Source organism: Pantoea sp. GbtcB22 (assembly GCF_019091025.1).
In the GTDB taxonomy this organism is placed as follows: Bacteria; Pseudomonadota; Gammaproteobacteria; order Enterobacterales; family Enterobacteriaceae; genus Pantoea; species Pantoea leporis.
On sequence record NZ_JAGXKB010000001.1, the window covers coordinates 208,580 to 224,145 of the forward strand.

Annotated in this window: 16 protein-coding genes; 5 read left to right on the forward strand and 11 right to left on the reverse strand. The window is 56.6% G+C overall.

Annotated features, from left to right (window positions below):
* Nucleotides 1–2: 2 nt before the first annotated feature.
* On the reverse strand, nucleotides 3–716 hold the full coding sequence (locus KVT28_RS00980; RefSeq protein WP_217546389.1) for a 4-carboxy-4-hydroxy-2-oxoadipate aldolase/oxaloacetate decarboxylase: 714 nt from the start codon (nucleotides 714–716) through the stop codon (nucleotides 3–5).
* On the reverse strand, nucleotides 713–1,453 hold the full coding sequence (galB, locus tag KVT28_RS00985; protein WP_217546392.1) for a 4-oxalmesaconate hydratase: 741 nt from the start codon (nucleotides 1,451–1,453) through the stop codon (nucleotides 713–715). Before galB ends, KVT28_RS00980 begins: the two co-directional genes overlap by 4 nt.
* Before the next feature lie 130 nt (nucleotides 1,454–1,583).
* Between galB and KVT28_RS00990 the strand changes: the two genes are divergently transcribed.
* A complete protein-coding gene (locus tag KVT28_RS00990) occupies nucleotides 1,584–2,810 on the forward strand; it encodes a LysR family transcriptional regulator (protein WP_217546394.1) in 1,227 nt (408 codons plus the stop codon).
* Here the strand turns inward: KVT28_RS00990 and aroQ are convergent, their stop codons facing one another.
* From aroQ to KVT28_RS28130, 6 genes are all read right to left on the reverse strand, one after another.
* Entirely contained in the window at nucleotides 2,811–3,242 is a 432-nt protein-coding gene (gene aroQ / locus KVT28_RS00995; protein ID WP_217546397.1) for a type II 3-dehydroquinate dehydratase, read from the reverse strand.
* Nucleotides 3,239–4,078: an amidohydrolase gene (locus KVT28_RS01000; protein WP_217546400.1), complete on the reverse strand. Its 840-nt coding sequence runs from the start codon at nucleotides 4,076–4,078 to the stop codon at nucleotides 3,239–3,241. Before KVT28_RS01000 ends, aroQ begins: the two co-directional genes overlap by 4 nt.
* Entirely contained in the window at nucleotides 4,078–5,337 is a 1,260-nt protein-coding gene (locus KVT28_RS01005) for a gallate dioxygenase (RefSeq protein ID WP_217546402.1), read from the reverse strand. Before KVT28_RS01005 ends, KVT28_RS01000 begins: the two co-directional genes overlap by 1 nt.
* Before the next feature lie 18 nt (nucleotides 5,338–5,355).
* Complete coding sequence (locus tag KVT28_RS01010; protein WP_110866319.1) at nucleotides 5,356–6,735, reverse strand: aromatic acid/H+ symport family MFS transporter; 1,380 nt, start codon at nucleotides 6,733–6,735, stop codon at nucleotides 5,356–5,358.
* A gap of 403 nt (nucleotides 6,736–7,138) precedes the next feature.
* Entirely contained in the window at nucleotides 7,139–8,869 is a 1,731-nt protein-coding gene (argS, locus tag KVT28_RS01015) for an arginine--tRNA ligase (RefSeq protein ID WP_101764148.1), read from the reverse strand.
* A gap of 170 nt (nucleotides 8,870–9,039) precedes the next feature.
* The gene (locus KVT28_RS28130) at nucleotides 9,040–9,162 is read right to left on the reverse strand and encodes a hypothetical protein (RefSeq protein ID WP_007889544.1); all 123 of its coding nucleotides are present in this window, start codon (nucleotides 9,160–9,162) and stop codon (nucleotides 9,040–9,042) included.
* A gap of 311 nt (nucleotides 9,163–9,473) precedes the next feature.
* On the opposite strand from KVT28_RS28130, the gene KVT28_RS01020 reads away from it, so the two are divergent.
* Nucleotides 9,474–10,034: a VOC family protein gene (locus KVT28_RS01020; RefSeq protein WP_101764608.1), complete on the forward strand. Its 561-nt coding sequence runs from the start codon at nucleotides 9,474–9,476 to the stop codon at nucleotides 10,032–10,034.
* Here KVT28_RS01020 and KVT28_RS01025 read toward each other — a convergent pair.
* Nucleotides 10,031–11,170 carry a MalY/PatB family protein gene (locus KVT28_RS01025; protein ID WP_101764149.1) on the reverse strand — a complete coding sequence of 380 codons (1,140 nt, stop codon included), beginning with the start codon at nucleotides 11,168–11,170 and terminating at the stop codon, nucleotides 10,031–10,033. The two genes, KVT28_RS01020 and KVT28_RS01025, sit on opposite strands and share 4 nt — an antisense overlap.
* Before the next feature lie 85 nt (nucleotides 11,171–11,255).
* Here KVT28_RS01025 and cutC point away from each other — a divergent pair, with 85 nt between their 5' ends.
* From cutC to KVT28_RS01040, 3 genes are all read left to right on the forward strand, one after another.
* Nucleotides 11,256–12,008, forward strand: a complete 753-nt coding sequence (gene cutC / locus KVT28_RS01030; protein WP_101764150.1) for a copper homeostasis protein CutC — start codon at nucleotides 11,256–11,258, stop codon at nucleotides 12,006–12,008.
* 169 nt (nucleotides 12,009–12,177) lie between these two features.
* Entirely contained in the window at nucleotides 12,178–13,035 is an 858-nt protein-coding gene (locus KVT28_RS01035) for a hypothetical protein (protein ID WP_101764151.1), read from the forward strand.
* Between the two features lie 174 nt (nucleotides 13,036–13,209).
* Complete coding sequence (locus tag KVT28_RS01040; protein ID WP_101764152.1) at nucleotides 13,210–13,830, forward strand: LysE family translocator; 621 nt, start codon at nucleotides 13,210–13,212, stop codon at nucleotides 13,828–13,830.
* Nucleotides 13,831–13,833: 3 nt separating this feature from the next.
* On the opposite strand, the gene cmoB is transcribed toward KVT28_RS01040, so the two are convergent.
* Both cmoB and cmoA read right to left on the reverse strand, forming a co-directional pair.
* Complete coding sequence (gene cmoB / locus KVT28_RS01045; RefSeq protein ID WP_110866314.1) at nucleotides 13,834–14,802, reverse strand: tRNA 5-methoxyuridine(34)/uridine 5-oxyacetic acid(34) synthase CmoB; 969 nt, start codon at nucleotides 14,800–14,802, stop codon at nucleotides 13,834–13,836.
* Entirely contained in the window at nucleotides 14,799–15,527 is a 729-nt protein-coding gene (cmoA, locus tag KVT28_RS01050) for a carboxy-S-adenosyl-L-methionine synthase CmoA (protein WP_101764154.1), read from the reverse strand. The genes cmoB and cmoA overlap by 4 nt, the downstream gene beginning before the upstream one ends.
* Nucleotides 15,528–15,566: the final 39 nt, after the last annotated feature.

Sequence of the window (15,566 nt, forward strand, 5' to 3'; positions counted from 1 at the left end):
GTTTACTCCTCCAGTTGATCGAGCGTGTCGAGATAGCGCAGTCCTTTTTCCGCCAGGCGCGGGCGCATCTGATAGATATCCAGGCCCAGCTCACCGGCCGCTAAACGCAGGCGTTTGCTCTCTTCCAGCTCTTCACGCTGACGCGCTTTGGCCGCCACGCTGGCAGCTTCATCGCGTGCCACCACCACCACGCCGTCGTCATCGGCGACGATAACGTCACCCGGCCAGATCAGCTGCCCGGCACACACCAGCGGCACATTCACCGAGCCGAGCGTCTCTTTCACCGTGCCCTGCGCATATACCGCACGCGACCAGACGGCAAAGCCCATCTCACGCAACGTGCGGCTATCGCGCACACCGACATCCGCCACCAGCCCGCGCACGCCGCGCGCCTGCAGCGAGGTCGCCAGCAGATCGCCGAAGAAGCCGTCGCTGCACGGCGAGGTTGGCGCGACCACCAGCACATCGCCCGGCTGGCAGAGCTCCACCGCGACGTGAAACATCCAGTTATCGCCGGGTGCGACCAGCACGGTGACCGCGCTGCCCGCGATGGCACAATCCTGCTGAATCGGGCGAAGGGCGGGATCGAGCAAGCCTTTGCGCCCCTGCGCTTCATGCACGGTGGCGACGCCAAAGCGCGCCAGCGCGTCGATATCGGTGGCTGCCGCACGCGGGATGTGGCGCACCGCGACGCCTTTTTTCGCGATGATGCTCATGCCAGATCCTCCGTTACGCGCGGGAAGATGCTCTGATAACCTTCGCCATAAATGATGTCGCGGCTGGTGGTAATGCCGACGTTACGCTTGGCCTGCACACCGCGCTGCTGCGCTACGCGCGTGTAGTATTCCCACAGATGTTCCTGCCCGGCCATGCACTGAATCGCCTGATATTTTTTGTCCCACACTGAGGTGATATCCAGCAGCACATCCGGCTTCCAGTTGCACTGTTCAGGCTGGTGCGGTTCGAAGCAGTACACCGGCGGCGCACCGACGATTTTTTCGCCCGGACGGTAGCCTTCGGCCTGGGCGATAATGCGCGCCTCCTGCGTCAGATGCGTGGCCAGCGGGTGATCGTAGTTGTAGGGATCCTGCAAGGAATGGGTCAGAACAAAGTGCGGTTGCACCCGGCGATAGACGTCCGCCAGGCGAAACAGGGTTTCTTTATCGGCACGCAGCGGATAATCGCCGAGATCAAAAAATTCGATGCTGGCACCGAGGATCTCGGCGGCGGCCTGCGCCTCGCTGCGGCGGGCGGCTTTGACTTTCGCCTCGCTCATCTCCCCCTTGCGCCACAGCTTGGCCGATTCGCCGCGCTCACCAAATGAGAGGCAGACAACGTGAACATCATAGCCCTGCGCATGGTGCAGCGCGATGGCACCGCCGGCGCGCCAGACGAAATCTGCTGAGTGAGCGCTGACCACCAGCGCGGTTTTTTTTGGGGTGTTGTTAGTCATGGCATACTCCTCCGCTGTTTTTTTCCATGCTGTCACTGCCCACCTGGCGGCGATAATTCATTTCATTGCAGCGGGTATGCGTTTTATTTATATTGCGACATCTAACGGTGGTGAAAACAGGCAGGGAAAGATGGCGGAAAAGGGCACGCAGGAGCTGACAAATTTGATGCAAATCAGGGCATTTAGTCAGGTGGTAGCACAAGGCAGTGTCTCACGGGCAGCGGATGAATTATTTCGCACCCAGTCGGCCATTACCCGCGCTATTCGCGACCTGGAACTCACCTTAGGCGTCACGCTATTTGAACGTCACGCCGGCGGCATGATGCTGACTGACTTCGGTAAATGTGTGCTGCCGCGTGCGCTGCGGGCGATTGAGGAACTGCATCAGGTGCCGCAGCGGCTGGCTAAATTGCAGGGACGCGGTGCGCAGCGTAGCGATGCGGAACCGCTGTGGCTGTTTAACGTGCGTCGGCTGCAAATTTTTATCACGCTGTGCCAGACGCGGCATATGCAGACGGTAGCGGCACGTCTCGGACTGAGCCAGCCGGCGGTGAGCGCCGCGCTGCGCGTGCTGGAAAACGGCGCGGGCATCGCGCTGCTGGAGCGCACGCCGCACGGCATGATGCCTTCGCTGGCCGGGCGTGAAATCGAAGCCAACGTGCGGCGTGCGCTGAATGAATTGCGCCATATTCCGGCCGATATTGCTGCCCGCAGCGGAATACTTGAGGGAACGGTGCGCGTGGGCGCATTGCCGCTGGGACGCACGCGTATCCTGCCGCAGGCGATCGTGATGCTGACGGCGCGCTATCCGGGCGTGCGCGTGGTCACCAGTGAAAGCGCCTTTGGCGTGCTGGCCTCGGAGATGCGCTCGGGCGATATCGATTTTATTTTTGGCGCGCTGCGCCGCGATGAAGATGCGCTGGACGTCACGCGCGAGACGCTGTTCTCCGAACGCATGGTGCTGCTGGCGCGTCACGATCATCCGCTGGTGGGACGTGAGCTCTCTACCGAAGATCTGCGCGCGGCGCGTTGGGTGCTGCCCCGTTCGGCCACGCCGGCGCGTTATCTGCTGAATAACAGTTTTCAGGCGATGGGCATTCCGGCACCCGATCCGGTGGTGGAGACCGGCGATCTGGCGTTGGTGCGCGGCTTGCTGATGCAGTCGGATATGCTGGCGGCGGTCTCCGCGCACCAGCTGGAAGTGGAACTGGCGTCCGGCGCGCTGGTGGCGTTGCCGGTGCCTTTGCCGGATACCGATCGCGCTATCGGGCTGACGGTGCGGGCGGGCTGTCTGCACTCACCGGCAGCGGATGCGTTGATCCGCTGCCTGCGTGAAGTGTGCGGGCGGGACCAATAATCAACCTGCGCGCGCCGCTTCCATCAACGCATAGCGGTAACCGCGTATGCCGTAGCCGCAGATCACGCCTTGTGCGACGTCGGAAAGATAGGAGTGATGACGGAACGGCTCACGCTTGTGCACGTTGGTGATGTGCACTTCCCACAGCGGCAACGCCACGCCGGTGACCGCATCGCGGATCGCCACCGAGGTGTGCGTCCACGCCGCCGGGTTGATCACCAGCGCCTGCGCTTCGAGACGCGCCTGCTGAATCCACTCAATCATTTCCCCTTCGTGGTTGGTCTGGCGAAACTCAATCGTCACGCCCAGCTCTTCCGCCGTTGCGCGGCACAGCGCTTCGACGCTTTGCAGCTTGTCGGAACCGTAGGTTTCTGGCTCGCGGGTGCCCAGTAGATTGAGGTTCGGGCCGTTCAGTACATAGATGGTTCTCATCGTGACTCCTGTAATTCAGTAAAACCAAACAGCCGCTGTGGCGTGTGCCAAAGCACCTGACGGCGGCTCTTTTCATCGGGGATCAGCTGTTCGATCAGCAGCAGTTGCGTGCCCATATCCATGCGTTCACTGGCGCGCAGGAAAGGCCAGTCCGATCCCCACATGCAGTTTTCCGCGCCGAAAGCGTCCAGCAATGCCAGCAAATAGGGATGTCCATCGCTGAAGGGATAGGGCTGCCGGGAGAATTTCGCCAGCCCGGAGAGCTTGACGCTGGTGCGCTGCTGGCCGGCCAGCGACAGCAGCGCCTGAAAGGCTGGTTGTGCTACGCCCGCGCTGACGTCAGGCCGACCGGAGTGATCGATCAGCAAACGCGTGCGGGTGCGTGACAGCAGCGGCATCAGCGCCAGCAGCTGATCGTTTTGCACCTGAATCTGGGCAAAGAGATCCAACTCCGCCAGCCTGCCCATCAGGGCATCAAGCTGAATAAATGGCTCGGTGCCCAGCATCGCCACGTTAAGCGCAATGCCGACGATGCCTTGATCTTTCAGGCTGGCGAGCGTGTCGCTATCCACGTCACGCGGCGTGACGGCAATCCCTTTAAAACGGCCCTCACCGCGCTTGATGGTATCCAGCAGGCAGCGGTTATCGGTGTTATATCCCGACGTCGGGCCAACAATCAGCGAGTGGCGAATGTTGTAGGCCTGCATCACGGCGCGATAGTAATCCGGCGTCGCCAGCTCGTGCCCGTCCGGGTTATAGGCGCTCTCGGGCGCCCAGGGAAAGTGTACTGGATCAAAAACGTGGTGATGGCAGTCGATGACCGGTTGCGTAAACATCAGTCTGCTTTCCCCGCCACCGAATAGAGCACCTGCTGATTGCGCGTCTGCTGGAACTGTTCCAGCGTTTCACCGCGCATCGCTGAGTAGATATGCAGGTTAGAGACGCCCACTACCGCACCCAGTTTTTCCAGCAGGAAGAAGCTGACGCCGTAATGGATCATGCCGCGCCAGTCGAGCTGGGTAATCAGCGTTTGCTCTTCAGCGCTCAGTCCGGCTTCCTGATACAACGCCTGTGGAGCTTCGCGGAATCGCTTGCGCCACTCTGGCTGAATCATGCGGTGCAGGAAGCGGTTGATGCGCAGCGCTTTAAGGCTGCGCGCCTGGGTGAACGGATAGGTGCCGGGCAGTTTTTCCACGCCTCTGAGCTGCAGGTTGATCTTATCGCGCTGACGCTGGTGCACATCGACCGGCGCTTCGCGTGACCGATTTTCAAGGATCAGCGTGGCGATCCCGGTCATCGAAGGCAGATAGTAATCCTGATGCAGTTTCTCGACGTTGGCCGACAGCGCACCGCGCATGATCAGCCACATAATTACTTCCGCACCTTCCAGGCCGCCGAGCGTGGCGTATTCAGCCAGCGTTATTTCGGTCAGGCGCTCAGGATCGTTGATCAACAGATCGATAAACTGCGCATCCCATTCGGGATTGTTGAAGCCGCAGCGCTCGCCGTGTACCTGATGTGAAACGCCGCCGGTCGCGACCACCGCAACGTTCAGATCCTCCGGGAAACTCTCTACCGCACGCTTCAGTGCCTGGCCAAGTTTATAGCAGCGACGCGCCGTCGGGATCGGGAACTGCAACACGCCGACCGCCAGCGGAACCACCTGCATCGGCCAGCCGCCTTGCCACGGTGCCAGCGCCGACAGCGGCGAAAACAGGCCGTGATCCAGCGCTTTGTCCTGGAAGAATGACATATCGAACTCATCCGCCATCAGGCTGGCACCAATATGCTGTGACAGCGCCGCATGGCCTTTTACCGGCGGCAGATCGCGCGGGCCGCCGCCTTCATCCGCAACGGCATATTCGTCATCAATGCCCAGCACAAACGCCGAGTAGTGATCAAAAAAGAAGGAGGTGACGTGATCGTTAAACACATACAGCAGCACATCCGGTTTTTTCTCCTCCAGCCAGCGCTGCATCGGGGCAAAGCCATCGAAAATCGGGGCCCATGCGCCTTCCTGCTGCTTGTTGTGATCGACCGCAAAGCCAATGGTGGGAGTATGCGAAACCGCTAAACCGCCTATGATTTTAGCCATAATTTTTTGACCTCTACTTCATCGATTATTGAGGGTACGCGACAGGGACGGCAGGTCGTTAAGGTCGATGCCTTTAACCTGACGGGCCACCTGTGCAGGGTGATGTCGGGTGATGGAAAGTGCCGCCAAAACTGCCGGGAGCGACAAAACGATAAAAATGGCTGTTTGCCCAGGGAACACGCCGAGCAGCACGCCGCCCAGCGACGAGCTGATAATGGCGCCGCTACGACCAATGCCGTGCATCCAGCACACGCCGGTGGCGCGCATTTCGGTGGGATAAAAGGCCGGGGAGAAGGCCTGCAATCCGGTTTGCGCACCGTTGATGCAGACGCCAGCGAAGAACACCAGCAGCGCCAGCACATTTGGGCCAAAGCTCCAGATGCCCTGCGACACCAGGCAGAAGCTGCCCAGCAGATAGAACAGGGCAATCACATATTTCGCTTTGAAACGGTCCATCAGCCCACCAACCATTAAGCCGCCAAAGGTGCCGCCCAGCTGGAATAAGCCCGCCACAATCGCCGCACGCTCCAGCGTCACGCCGCCTGAACGCAGGATGGTTGGCAGCCAGCCGTTAAGCAGGTAGATGACGAATAGCCCCATGAAGTAGGTGAGCCATAACACCACCGTGCCGCCTGCATAGCCGCGGCTGAACAGCTGCAGCACCTGCGCCTTTTTCGGGATGATTGGCGCATTGAGCACAAAGGCGGTGCCAGCAGAGAATTCGCCGCCCAGACGTTTGAGCACGGCGGCAATCTTGTCGCGACTGACTTTGCGCACCACCATATACATCGCCGATTCCGGCAGCAGCCACAGCAGCAGCGGCAACATCAGCAGCGGCAGCAAGCCCCCTAAACCCAGCACCGCTTGCCAGCCAAAGTGTGGCAGCATGCCAGCGGCAATGAATCCGCCCAATCCGGAACCGATATTAAATCCGCTGTACATCACGGTGATCATCAGGCTGCGACGGCGTTCCGGCATATATTCCGATACCAGCGTGACGCAGTTGGGCATCACCGCACCGAGACCGAGACCGGTGAGAAAACGTAACACACCCATTTCCAGCGGCGTGCGCGCGAAGGCGCTCATCAGGCTGAAGCAGGCGAAGACGGCAATCGACAGCAGCAGCACGCGTTTGCGGCCAAATTTGTCGGACCACGGACCGGCAATTAGCGCGCCAATCGCCACGCCAAACATCGCGGCACCGAGAATCGGCCCCATTTCTGCATGGCTGATGCCCCAGTCTTCAATCAACGCGGGCGCAATGAAACCCATCGCTGCCGCATCGTAGCCATCAAACATGATGATGATGAAACACAGGCTGAGGGTCAGCCACTGGTATCCGGTGATCGGGCGGGCGTCGATCCAGCCTTTTACATCGATAATGTCGTGATTGCTCATAGGATACGCTCTGATTTTTTTATTAATAACGTTATCGGGTTGAGATTTTTTTCTGCCCTGACATTGGCCGGGGGCATCACTTTAACCCGATTGCAGGGGGTGAGTTTTATAGTTTTTAGCTTTTAAAACAGCTTGTTGCATGTTTTTGTGTTCTTGCTTCCATAACCAAATTAGGGATGGCGTGCGAGTTTGTCTGCCATAAAATGGTTATGAAGGTATGAGTTTTGTTTATTTGGTGAGCTGTGTCGGAAAAATGAGAGGGCGTATCGAGGCTGAGGAATGGCGGGTATTGGGCACGGCAGAGGCGCTATTCAGAGCGGGCTGAAGAGCAGAATTTTGTCAGAGGGGGAAAAAGGGGGGAAAGCAAGCGGAGAGCCGTTTGCGGCGCTCTCCGCCAGAGGTATTACATGCGTTCGACGGTTTTAATGCCCAGCGTATCCAGACCTTGCTTCAGCGTTTTCGCGGTTAACGCGGCCAGCTGCAGGCGGCTCTGACGAATGTTCTCGTCCTCGGCGGAGAGAATAGGGCAGTGTTCGTAGAAGCCAGAGAACTGACCGGCCAGATCGTACAGATAAGCACACATCACATGTGGCGTACCGTCGCGCGCGACCTGCGTTATCACTTCTTCGAACTGCAGCAGACGCGTAGCCAACTGCGCTTCACGCTCTTCAGTCAGCACGATGTCACCGCTCAGGCTATCGGCATCAATGCCGGCTTTACGGAACACCGACAGCACGCGCGTGTAGGCATATTGCATGTAAGGCGCCGTGTTGCCTTCGAAGGCCAGCATGTTGTCCCAGTCGAAGATGTAATCGGTGGTGCGGCTTTTTGACAGGTCAGCGTATTTCACTGCGCCGATGCCGACTACTTCCGACAGATCCTTCAGCTCTTGCGCGGACATCTCTGGATTCTTTTCGCTGACCAACGCATGCGCGCGTTCAACCGCTTCATCCAGCAAATCGGCGAGACGAATAGTGCCGCCGCTGCGGGTTTTAAATGGACGACCATCTTTACCCAGCATCATGCCGAAGGCGTGATGCTCAAGCGGTACCGATTCCGGCACGTAACCGGCTTTACGCACGATGGTCCACGCCTGCTGCAGATGCTGATGCTGACGGGAATCGATGTAATAGAGCACGCGATCGGCATGCAGGGTTTCGAAACGGTATTTGGCGCAGGCGATGTCGGTGGTGGTGTAGAGATAGCCGCCATCTTTCTTCTGAATGATCACGCCCATCGGTTCGCCTTCCTTGTTTTTGAACTCATCAAGGAAAACCACCGTGGCGCCTTCGCTGGTCACCGCCAGGCCTTTTTCGCGCAGATCGGCAACGATGCCTGGCAGCATGTCGTTGTACAGGCTTTCACCCATCACATCTTTGCGCGTCAGCGTCACGTTCAGGCGGTCATACACCTGCTGGTTCTGGCTCATGGTGATATCAACCAGCTTCTTCCACATGCTGCGGCAATATTCGTCGCCACCCTGTAGCTTCACCACGTAATTACGCGCGCGCTCGGCGAAGGCTTCGTCGGCATCGTAGGTCACTTTGGCTTCGCGGTAGAAAGCTTCCAGGTCAGCCAGTGCGATCTCTTCGTGATGTTCGTTCTGCTGCTTTTCCAGATAGGCAATCAGCATACCGAACTGCGTGCCCCAGTCGCCGACGTGGTTGGCGCGGATCACGTTATGGCCAAGGAACTCCAGCGTACGCACTGCGGCATCACCAATGATGGTGGAACGGACGTGACCGACGTGCATCTGCTTCGCTACGTTAGGCGCGGAGTAATCCACCACGACAGTTTGTGGCGCAACCGCACTCACGCCAAGACGCGGCAGCTGCAGCGCCTGCGCGGTTTGCGCCGCCAGCCATGCACGATCGAGGAAGATATTGATAAAGCCGGGACCGGCGATTTCGACTTTGCTGGCGATGCCGTTAAGATCCAGATGCTGAATCACCTGCTCAGCCAGTTGTCGCGGTGCCTGACCGAGCTTTTTCGCTACGGCCATCATGCCGTTTGCCTGATAATCACCGAACTGTACCTTCGCAGACTGGCGAACCTGAGGTTCGCAATCGGCAGGCGCACCCGCCGCAATCATTGCCTGACTGACTTTGTCGGAAAGAAGAGCCTGAATATTCACCGCGTTACCTTCATATGCTGAAAAGGCCCGCCTGTAGGCGGCGAGCCGATGTCGTCATCCCGCAACTGCGCGGCGGGACGGAAAAATAAGAGGGGAAGTATACGTGAAATGTTAAAGTGAGTCAGCTATTCGGTATCTGATGACAGGCAACATCGGGCCCCCAGCGCCGATTAACGGCGCCGCGGGTGACGACGAGGATTTTTAACGCTTTTGTCTTCACGCACCTTCCAATGGCGGGAAATTGCAAATCCCATTAATGCAATCAGGACTGCGACAACAATGAGCATAGACATAAGGCCGTTCCTTGTAGTTGTGAAACCCAAATTTATAAGAAAGGGTTTCAAGCTGCAATTGTTTGCAATTTAAATAAGATTTATCTCATTGTATTAACTATTATGATTAAAAACATATATTTAGCCTACTTTCATAAAGTAACTGCTGGACCTGATTAGGTGATAAATCTGAAATGAATGGTCTATTTATGCGGTTTTTAGCCTTTTTAGCGCCTAAATCGGATGAATCCGACAATTTTGTCAAGCGGAATCAACGGTTAGCAAATTTCATATTGATTAGTAAACCTGAACTGAATTAGAGGTAAGGCATGATGCAGACCCACTTTCCTGTGGAATTGGATGATTTAAAACAAGACATGGCGCGTTTTGAGCAGTCGCTGATGAATTTTTCTGAGCGTTTAGGCATTAACCTGGCTGAACATGAAGCCGATCACGTCGCGGTGCGCTGCCACCAGTTTGCAACAGCAGAACGCTGGAAATCTGGCTTATTGCAGATGGGCACACAGTTTTCCGAGGCAATGATCAATGGTCGCCCGATTTGTCTGTTCAAACTGCTTCAGCCACTGAACCTGGCGGGCTGGCAAATTGATGTGATTGAATTGCCGTGGCCAGGCGAAAAGCTGTATCGCCACGAAGGGTGGGAACATGTAGAGATTGTACTGCGTGGAGAACCGGAAACGCTGGGCATGCGGGCGATGGCGCTGCTTTCTGATGATGCGCTGACACAGCCGGGCATCTCGTTTAAAACCAGCGCGCCCAAAGGCGAGAACGAGCGGTTGCCCAATCCGACGCTGGCGGTGACGGACGGGCAAACCACCATTAAGTTTCATCCATGGCGACTGGAAGAGATTGTCGCCAGTGAGCAGGCTTAACGCCGCGCCGCGACCGCTTTTTGCAAACGCGTGACCGCCTGTTCCAGCGTGGCGCGCGTACAGCCAAAGTTGAAGCGCACGAAATTATCATCGCCAAAATCGTGGCCCGGCGAAAAACCGAGGCCGTGCTGCTCGAAATACGCCATCGGATTGGCGACATCCAGTTTGCTGGCGTCGATCCATCCCAAATAGGTCGCTTCCGGCGCGGCCATCTGCAATTCTGGCAGTGCATTCACCTGCGCCACCAGCCAGTCGCGATTGGCGCGTAGATAATCCAGCTGCGCTGCCAGCCATGTATCGCCATCGCGCCACGCCGCTTCGGCAGCTACCAACGCCAGAATATCCACGCCAGGCACGATGCCTTCACGTACGCGTTTGAACCGCGCACGCAACTCCGGATTGGGAATGATCGCCAGCGACGCGCCCAATCCGGCAATATTGAAGGTTTTCGATGGCGACAGCAGCGTGATGCTGCGCTGTGCGGCATCTTCACTTAACGTAGCAAAGGGAATGTGCTGTGCGCCGGGTGACAGCAATAAATCGCAGTGGATTTCATCGGAGCAGACGATCAAATCATGCTGCTGCGCAAACGCCAGCTGCGCTTCCAGCTCGTCACGACGATAAACCGTGCCGCCCGGATTCTGCGGATTACACAGCATCAGCAGGCGTTCATTGCCCTGCATCGCGCTATTATCCAGATTCATCACCCAGCGATCGTCTTGTAAACGCAGCGGTAAATTTACCTGTGCGCGGTTGGCCAGCTTTGCTGCACCGCGAAACGGCGGATAGATCGGCGTCGGGGAAACGGTGGATTCGCCAAACTCCGTGAATGCGCGGACCGAAAGATTCAAACCGCACACCACGCCGGGCAATAACACAATCCAGTCCGGTTCAATCTGCCAGTTGTAGCGCTGCGCTAAACGCGAAAGGGTGATATCAATCAATCCGGTTGGCGTTGCGCCATAGCCAAATACACCGTGCTCAGCGCGCTGTTTAATGGCCTCAATCACACTCGGCGGCGAACGAAAATCGCTGTCTGCGACCCAGAGCGGCAGCACATCGCGATCACCATATTTGTGCCATTTCAAACTATCGCTGTGACGACGGTCTATCCATTGATTAAAATCGAATGCCATAGTGCGAGTTCCACGTAAACTGTCCAATTAAGTAGACTAACTGAAGCATTCATCCCGAGCCAGAAGTCATGAGAAGGAGCATGGTATGACGAAACTGGAAATTTGTTGCTACGGCATCGACTGCGCAATGACTGCGCAGCTGTCCGGTGCCGATCGCGTGGAGCTGTGCAGTGCACCGCGCGAAGGTGGGTTGACGCCTTCAGCCGGCGTGCTGGAAGCGGCACGACGTGAAATTTCGATCCCGGTACATCCTATCGTCCGTCCGCGCGGCGGCGATTTTTGCTACACCCACTTTGAGTTTGAGTCGATGAAATCGGACGTTGCGCTAATGCGTGAACTCGGTTTTCCCGGCTTAGTGATTGGCATGCTGGATGAAGATGCGCATGTCGATATTGCTCGTATGCAGCAGATTATGAAGCTGTGTGATGGCATGGACGTCACCTTCCATCGCGCCTTTGATTTATGCCACAGCCCGAAACGCTCACTTGAGGTGCTGGCTGATTTAGGCATCGCGCGGATCCTGACGTCTGGTCAGCAACAGAGTGCCGAAGCAGGAATTGCATTATTAAGGGAACTAAATGAACACAGCACAGGTCCGATTATTATGGCCGGTGCGGGCGTACGTTTGAGCAATATCCAGAAGTTCATCGACAGTGGATTGCAGGAAGTCCACAGCTCCGCCAGCCGTTTAGTCGCTTCGCCGATGCGCTACCGTAAAGCCGGTGTTTCCATGTGCTCCGAAGCGGAAACCGATGAATTCAGTCGCTATTGCGTTGATGGTGATGTGGTTGAAGCCATGAAAAGCATGACGCAGTTGAGCGCCGTCCGGGTAGCCTGAATTCCCCCCGATTTTGCCGCGCAGCACGCCAGCTCAAATGACGTGATGTTTGCAAGTACCAACCCCAGTTCTTCTAACTGGGGTTCTTTTTATCTGCAATTCCCGCGGAGATAGCGTGATCGCGTAAATAATGCTTTGATTACTCTATGGCTTCGTACGGATAACCTTTATGAAATCCATCCCTTATACCTTTTTAATGCTGCTATTCCCGTACTGCGGCGTCGCGCTGGCGGTCAGCACCGCGTGTCCGCCGATGAGCAAAAACATCACCAGCAGCAACAACTGGATCATGCTGGGCGGCGATGCCAAAGGCGCGGTGCGTCAGGTGGTGGCAGGTGAATTTGGTAAAGATGTGAACTCGCAAAAGCGCGTACTCGGCCAGTTTGATCAGTGCGGCGATTTGATGGTGGCCGATATCTCCTACGACAAAAATGAAGGCAATGTTCTATTGACGATGGAACAGCATATCGCCCGCGTTCAACGCGGCTGGGTGGCGGAATATGCCTACATGGTTAAGGTGATTAAAGCAGGGCAAGAGGAAGTGGTCGACAACCGTCAGGGCACCATCAGCTGGCAAATCGGCCAGCATGGCAACATTGTCAGCTCATCCGATAAATTCACCAGCATGGGCAAAGATGGCTTTACCGATACCACTTATCGCTATGACAAACAGTTCAGAGTGGAAAAAAGCGTGGCGCGCGGCAGCGATAATATGACCAACGGCGAAAGCAGCTGGCGCTGGAATCCACAAGGATTGGTAACCTCATCCACCAGCGCGCGCAGCAAAGATATTTATAGCTATGATAACCAGTGGCGAGAACTGCGTTTGAACAGCACCGCGACCACGCCAGTCAGCACGCTGCGCTCGGTGGATGAGTGTCAGCTGTGGGATGAAGTGGGCAACTGCACGCTCAGTTATCTGCATGAAACCGAAGTGTTCGCCAAAGGCACCATTGAACGCCATCTCAGCTCCGCTTATAAATACCAATACTGGAACGCACCCAACGAAACCGCCGCACAAGATTAAAGCAAAACGAACAAAACCCACAAAACCCACATAAAGGCTGGAAACAAGGGCCGCGAAGTAAAGCTTCCGCCGCATGGATGCGGCGGCAGAGTCCACAGGGATGTGTCCACGACGCCTTTACGCAGCGGCCCTTGTTTTCAGCCTGAAACGCACCGGAGCAATTGAGAACATCGCATGACACTAATTTTATCTTTCCTTTTCGCCATCACCATCCTCACACTCACGCCCGGTTTTGATACTGCATTAGTGCTGCGTTCCGCCGCCGCGCAAGGCTGGAAACGTGCCTGGGCTACGGCATTTGGCGTTACGCTGGGTTGTCTGGTGTGGGGCGTTGCGGTGGGTTTAGGCTTGGGCGCGCTGCTGCTGGCCTCGGAAATGGCGTATAACCTGCTGAAATGGATCGGTGCGGCCTATCTCCTCTATCTCGGTGTCAAATTACTCATCAACCCACGCACCCAAGCGGAAGAAGGGCAGCACGCGCAGAGTAAAGAGCAAAGTTATGTTGCCTGCTTCACGCGCGGACTCTTTGGTAACCTGTTAAATCCTAAAGTCGGCGTATTCTACGTAACCTTTCTGCCGCAGTTTATTCCGGCGGGCGCGTCGGTGCCGCTGTGGTGTACGCTGATGGCGCTCACGCACATGGTGATAGGTTTGGTATGGAATGCGGTGCTAATTGGCAGCAGCCAGTATTTTGCGGCGCATCTGCGTCGCCCAGCGGTGCTGAAAGTGATGGATCGCCTGACGGGCAGCGTGTTTATTGGCTTCGCCGCGAAGCTGGCGCTATCGCGGCGTTAAACATTACGGCTTGCGCGCGACTAGCACGGCGCGCAGCGGGGCGGGATAACCTTCCACGGTTTTGCTGCTGTCATGCGGATCAAGAAACTCGGCCAGCGACTCGCTGGTCATCCAACTGGTGCGACGCTGCTCTTCCACGGACGTCACCGCGTAATCCGCGATGCGCACATCGACAAATCCGCACTTCTCCAGCCAGCTCTTCAGCGCCGCCGCAGAAGGGATAAAGTAGACGTTACGCATCTGCGCATAACGCTCACCCGGCACCAACACCGCGTTCTCATCGCCTTCAATCACCAGCGTCTCCAGCACCAGCTCGCCATCACTGACTAACTGATTTTTCAGCTGCATCAAGTGGTCGAGCGGCGAACGGCGGTGATAAAGCACGCCCATGGAAAACACGGTATCAAACGCTTGTAACGCCGGCAGTTGCTCAATGCCCAGCGGCAGCAAATGCGCACGACGATCGTCACCCAACAGCTTACGCACCGCTTCGAACTGACACAAAAACAGCTGCATTGGATCGATGCCGACCACCAGTTTGGCGCCCGCGCCAATCATGCGCCACATGTGATAGCCGCTACCGCAGCCAACATCCAACACCGTACGGTGCTGCAACGGCGAAATGTGCGGCAACACGCGATCCCATTTCCAGTCGGAACGCCATTCGGTATCGATCTCGGTACCGTACAGCGAATAAGGACCTTTGCGCCACGGCATCAAATTGCGTAACAGATTCTCAATGCCCAGACGCTGACGATCGGTCAGATCCTCAACATCGGCGCTCACGCTATGCAACAAATCCAGCTTCTGCGGCGTCAGCAGCGGCAGATAATCAACTGACTTCTCCCAGTCGCGGAATTTACCGTGCAAATTTTCACGCTGCCATGCGGCGACTTGCGCCGGTAACACTTCCAGCCAACTGGCGAGCGGGCCGGTGGCAATCTGCTGATAAAAACGGCCAAACTCAATCATTTCAACGCCACCAACGAACCAAAGTTAAAGCACTGGAACCACAACTCCGCATGTTTGAACCCGGCGTTTTTCAGGCGCGCTTTGTGCGCTTCAACGCTATCGGTCAGCATCACGTTTTCCAGCATGCTGCGTTTCTGGCTGATCTCCAGCTCGCTGTAACCGTTAGCGCGTTTGAAATCGTGATGCATGTTAAACAGCAACTCGCCGACATCGGCATCTTCAAAACTGAATTTCTCCGACAACACCAGCGCGCCGCCCGGATTCAATCCGTTAACAATCTTCTTCAGCAGCTCGAGACGTGCTGGTGGCTCAAGGAATTGCAGGGTAAAGTTCAGCACCACCAACGAGGCGTTCTCAATATGGATGTCCTGAATATCTGCTTCGATCACCTGCACCGGCGTATCCGCGCGGAAGGCGTCGATATGGCGACGACAGCGCTCCACCATCGCCGGTGAATTATCCACGGCAATAATCTGGCAGCCCGGCACATGAATATTGCGGCGCACCGACAGCGTGGCGGCACCGAGTGAACAGCCGAGATCGTAAACCTGGGTATTCGGCTGAACGAAGCGTTCCGCCAGCATGCCAATCATCGAAATGATGTTGGAATAACCCGGCACCGAGCGCTGAATCATATCGGGAAAAACTTCAGCTACGCGCTCGTCAAAGGTCCAGTCGCCCAGCTTATCGATGGGCGCGGAAAATAGCGTATCGCGATCAGACATAATGAAAAGGTCCGGAGAGAAAACGGAAAGGGCGCTATT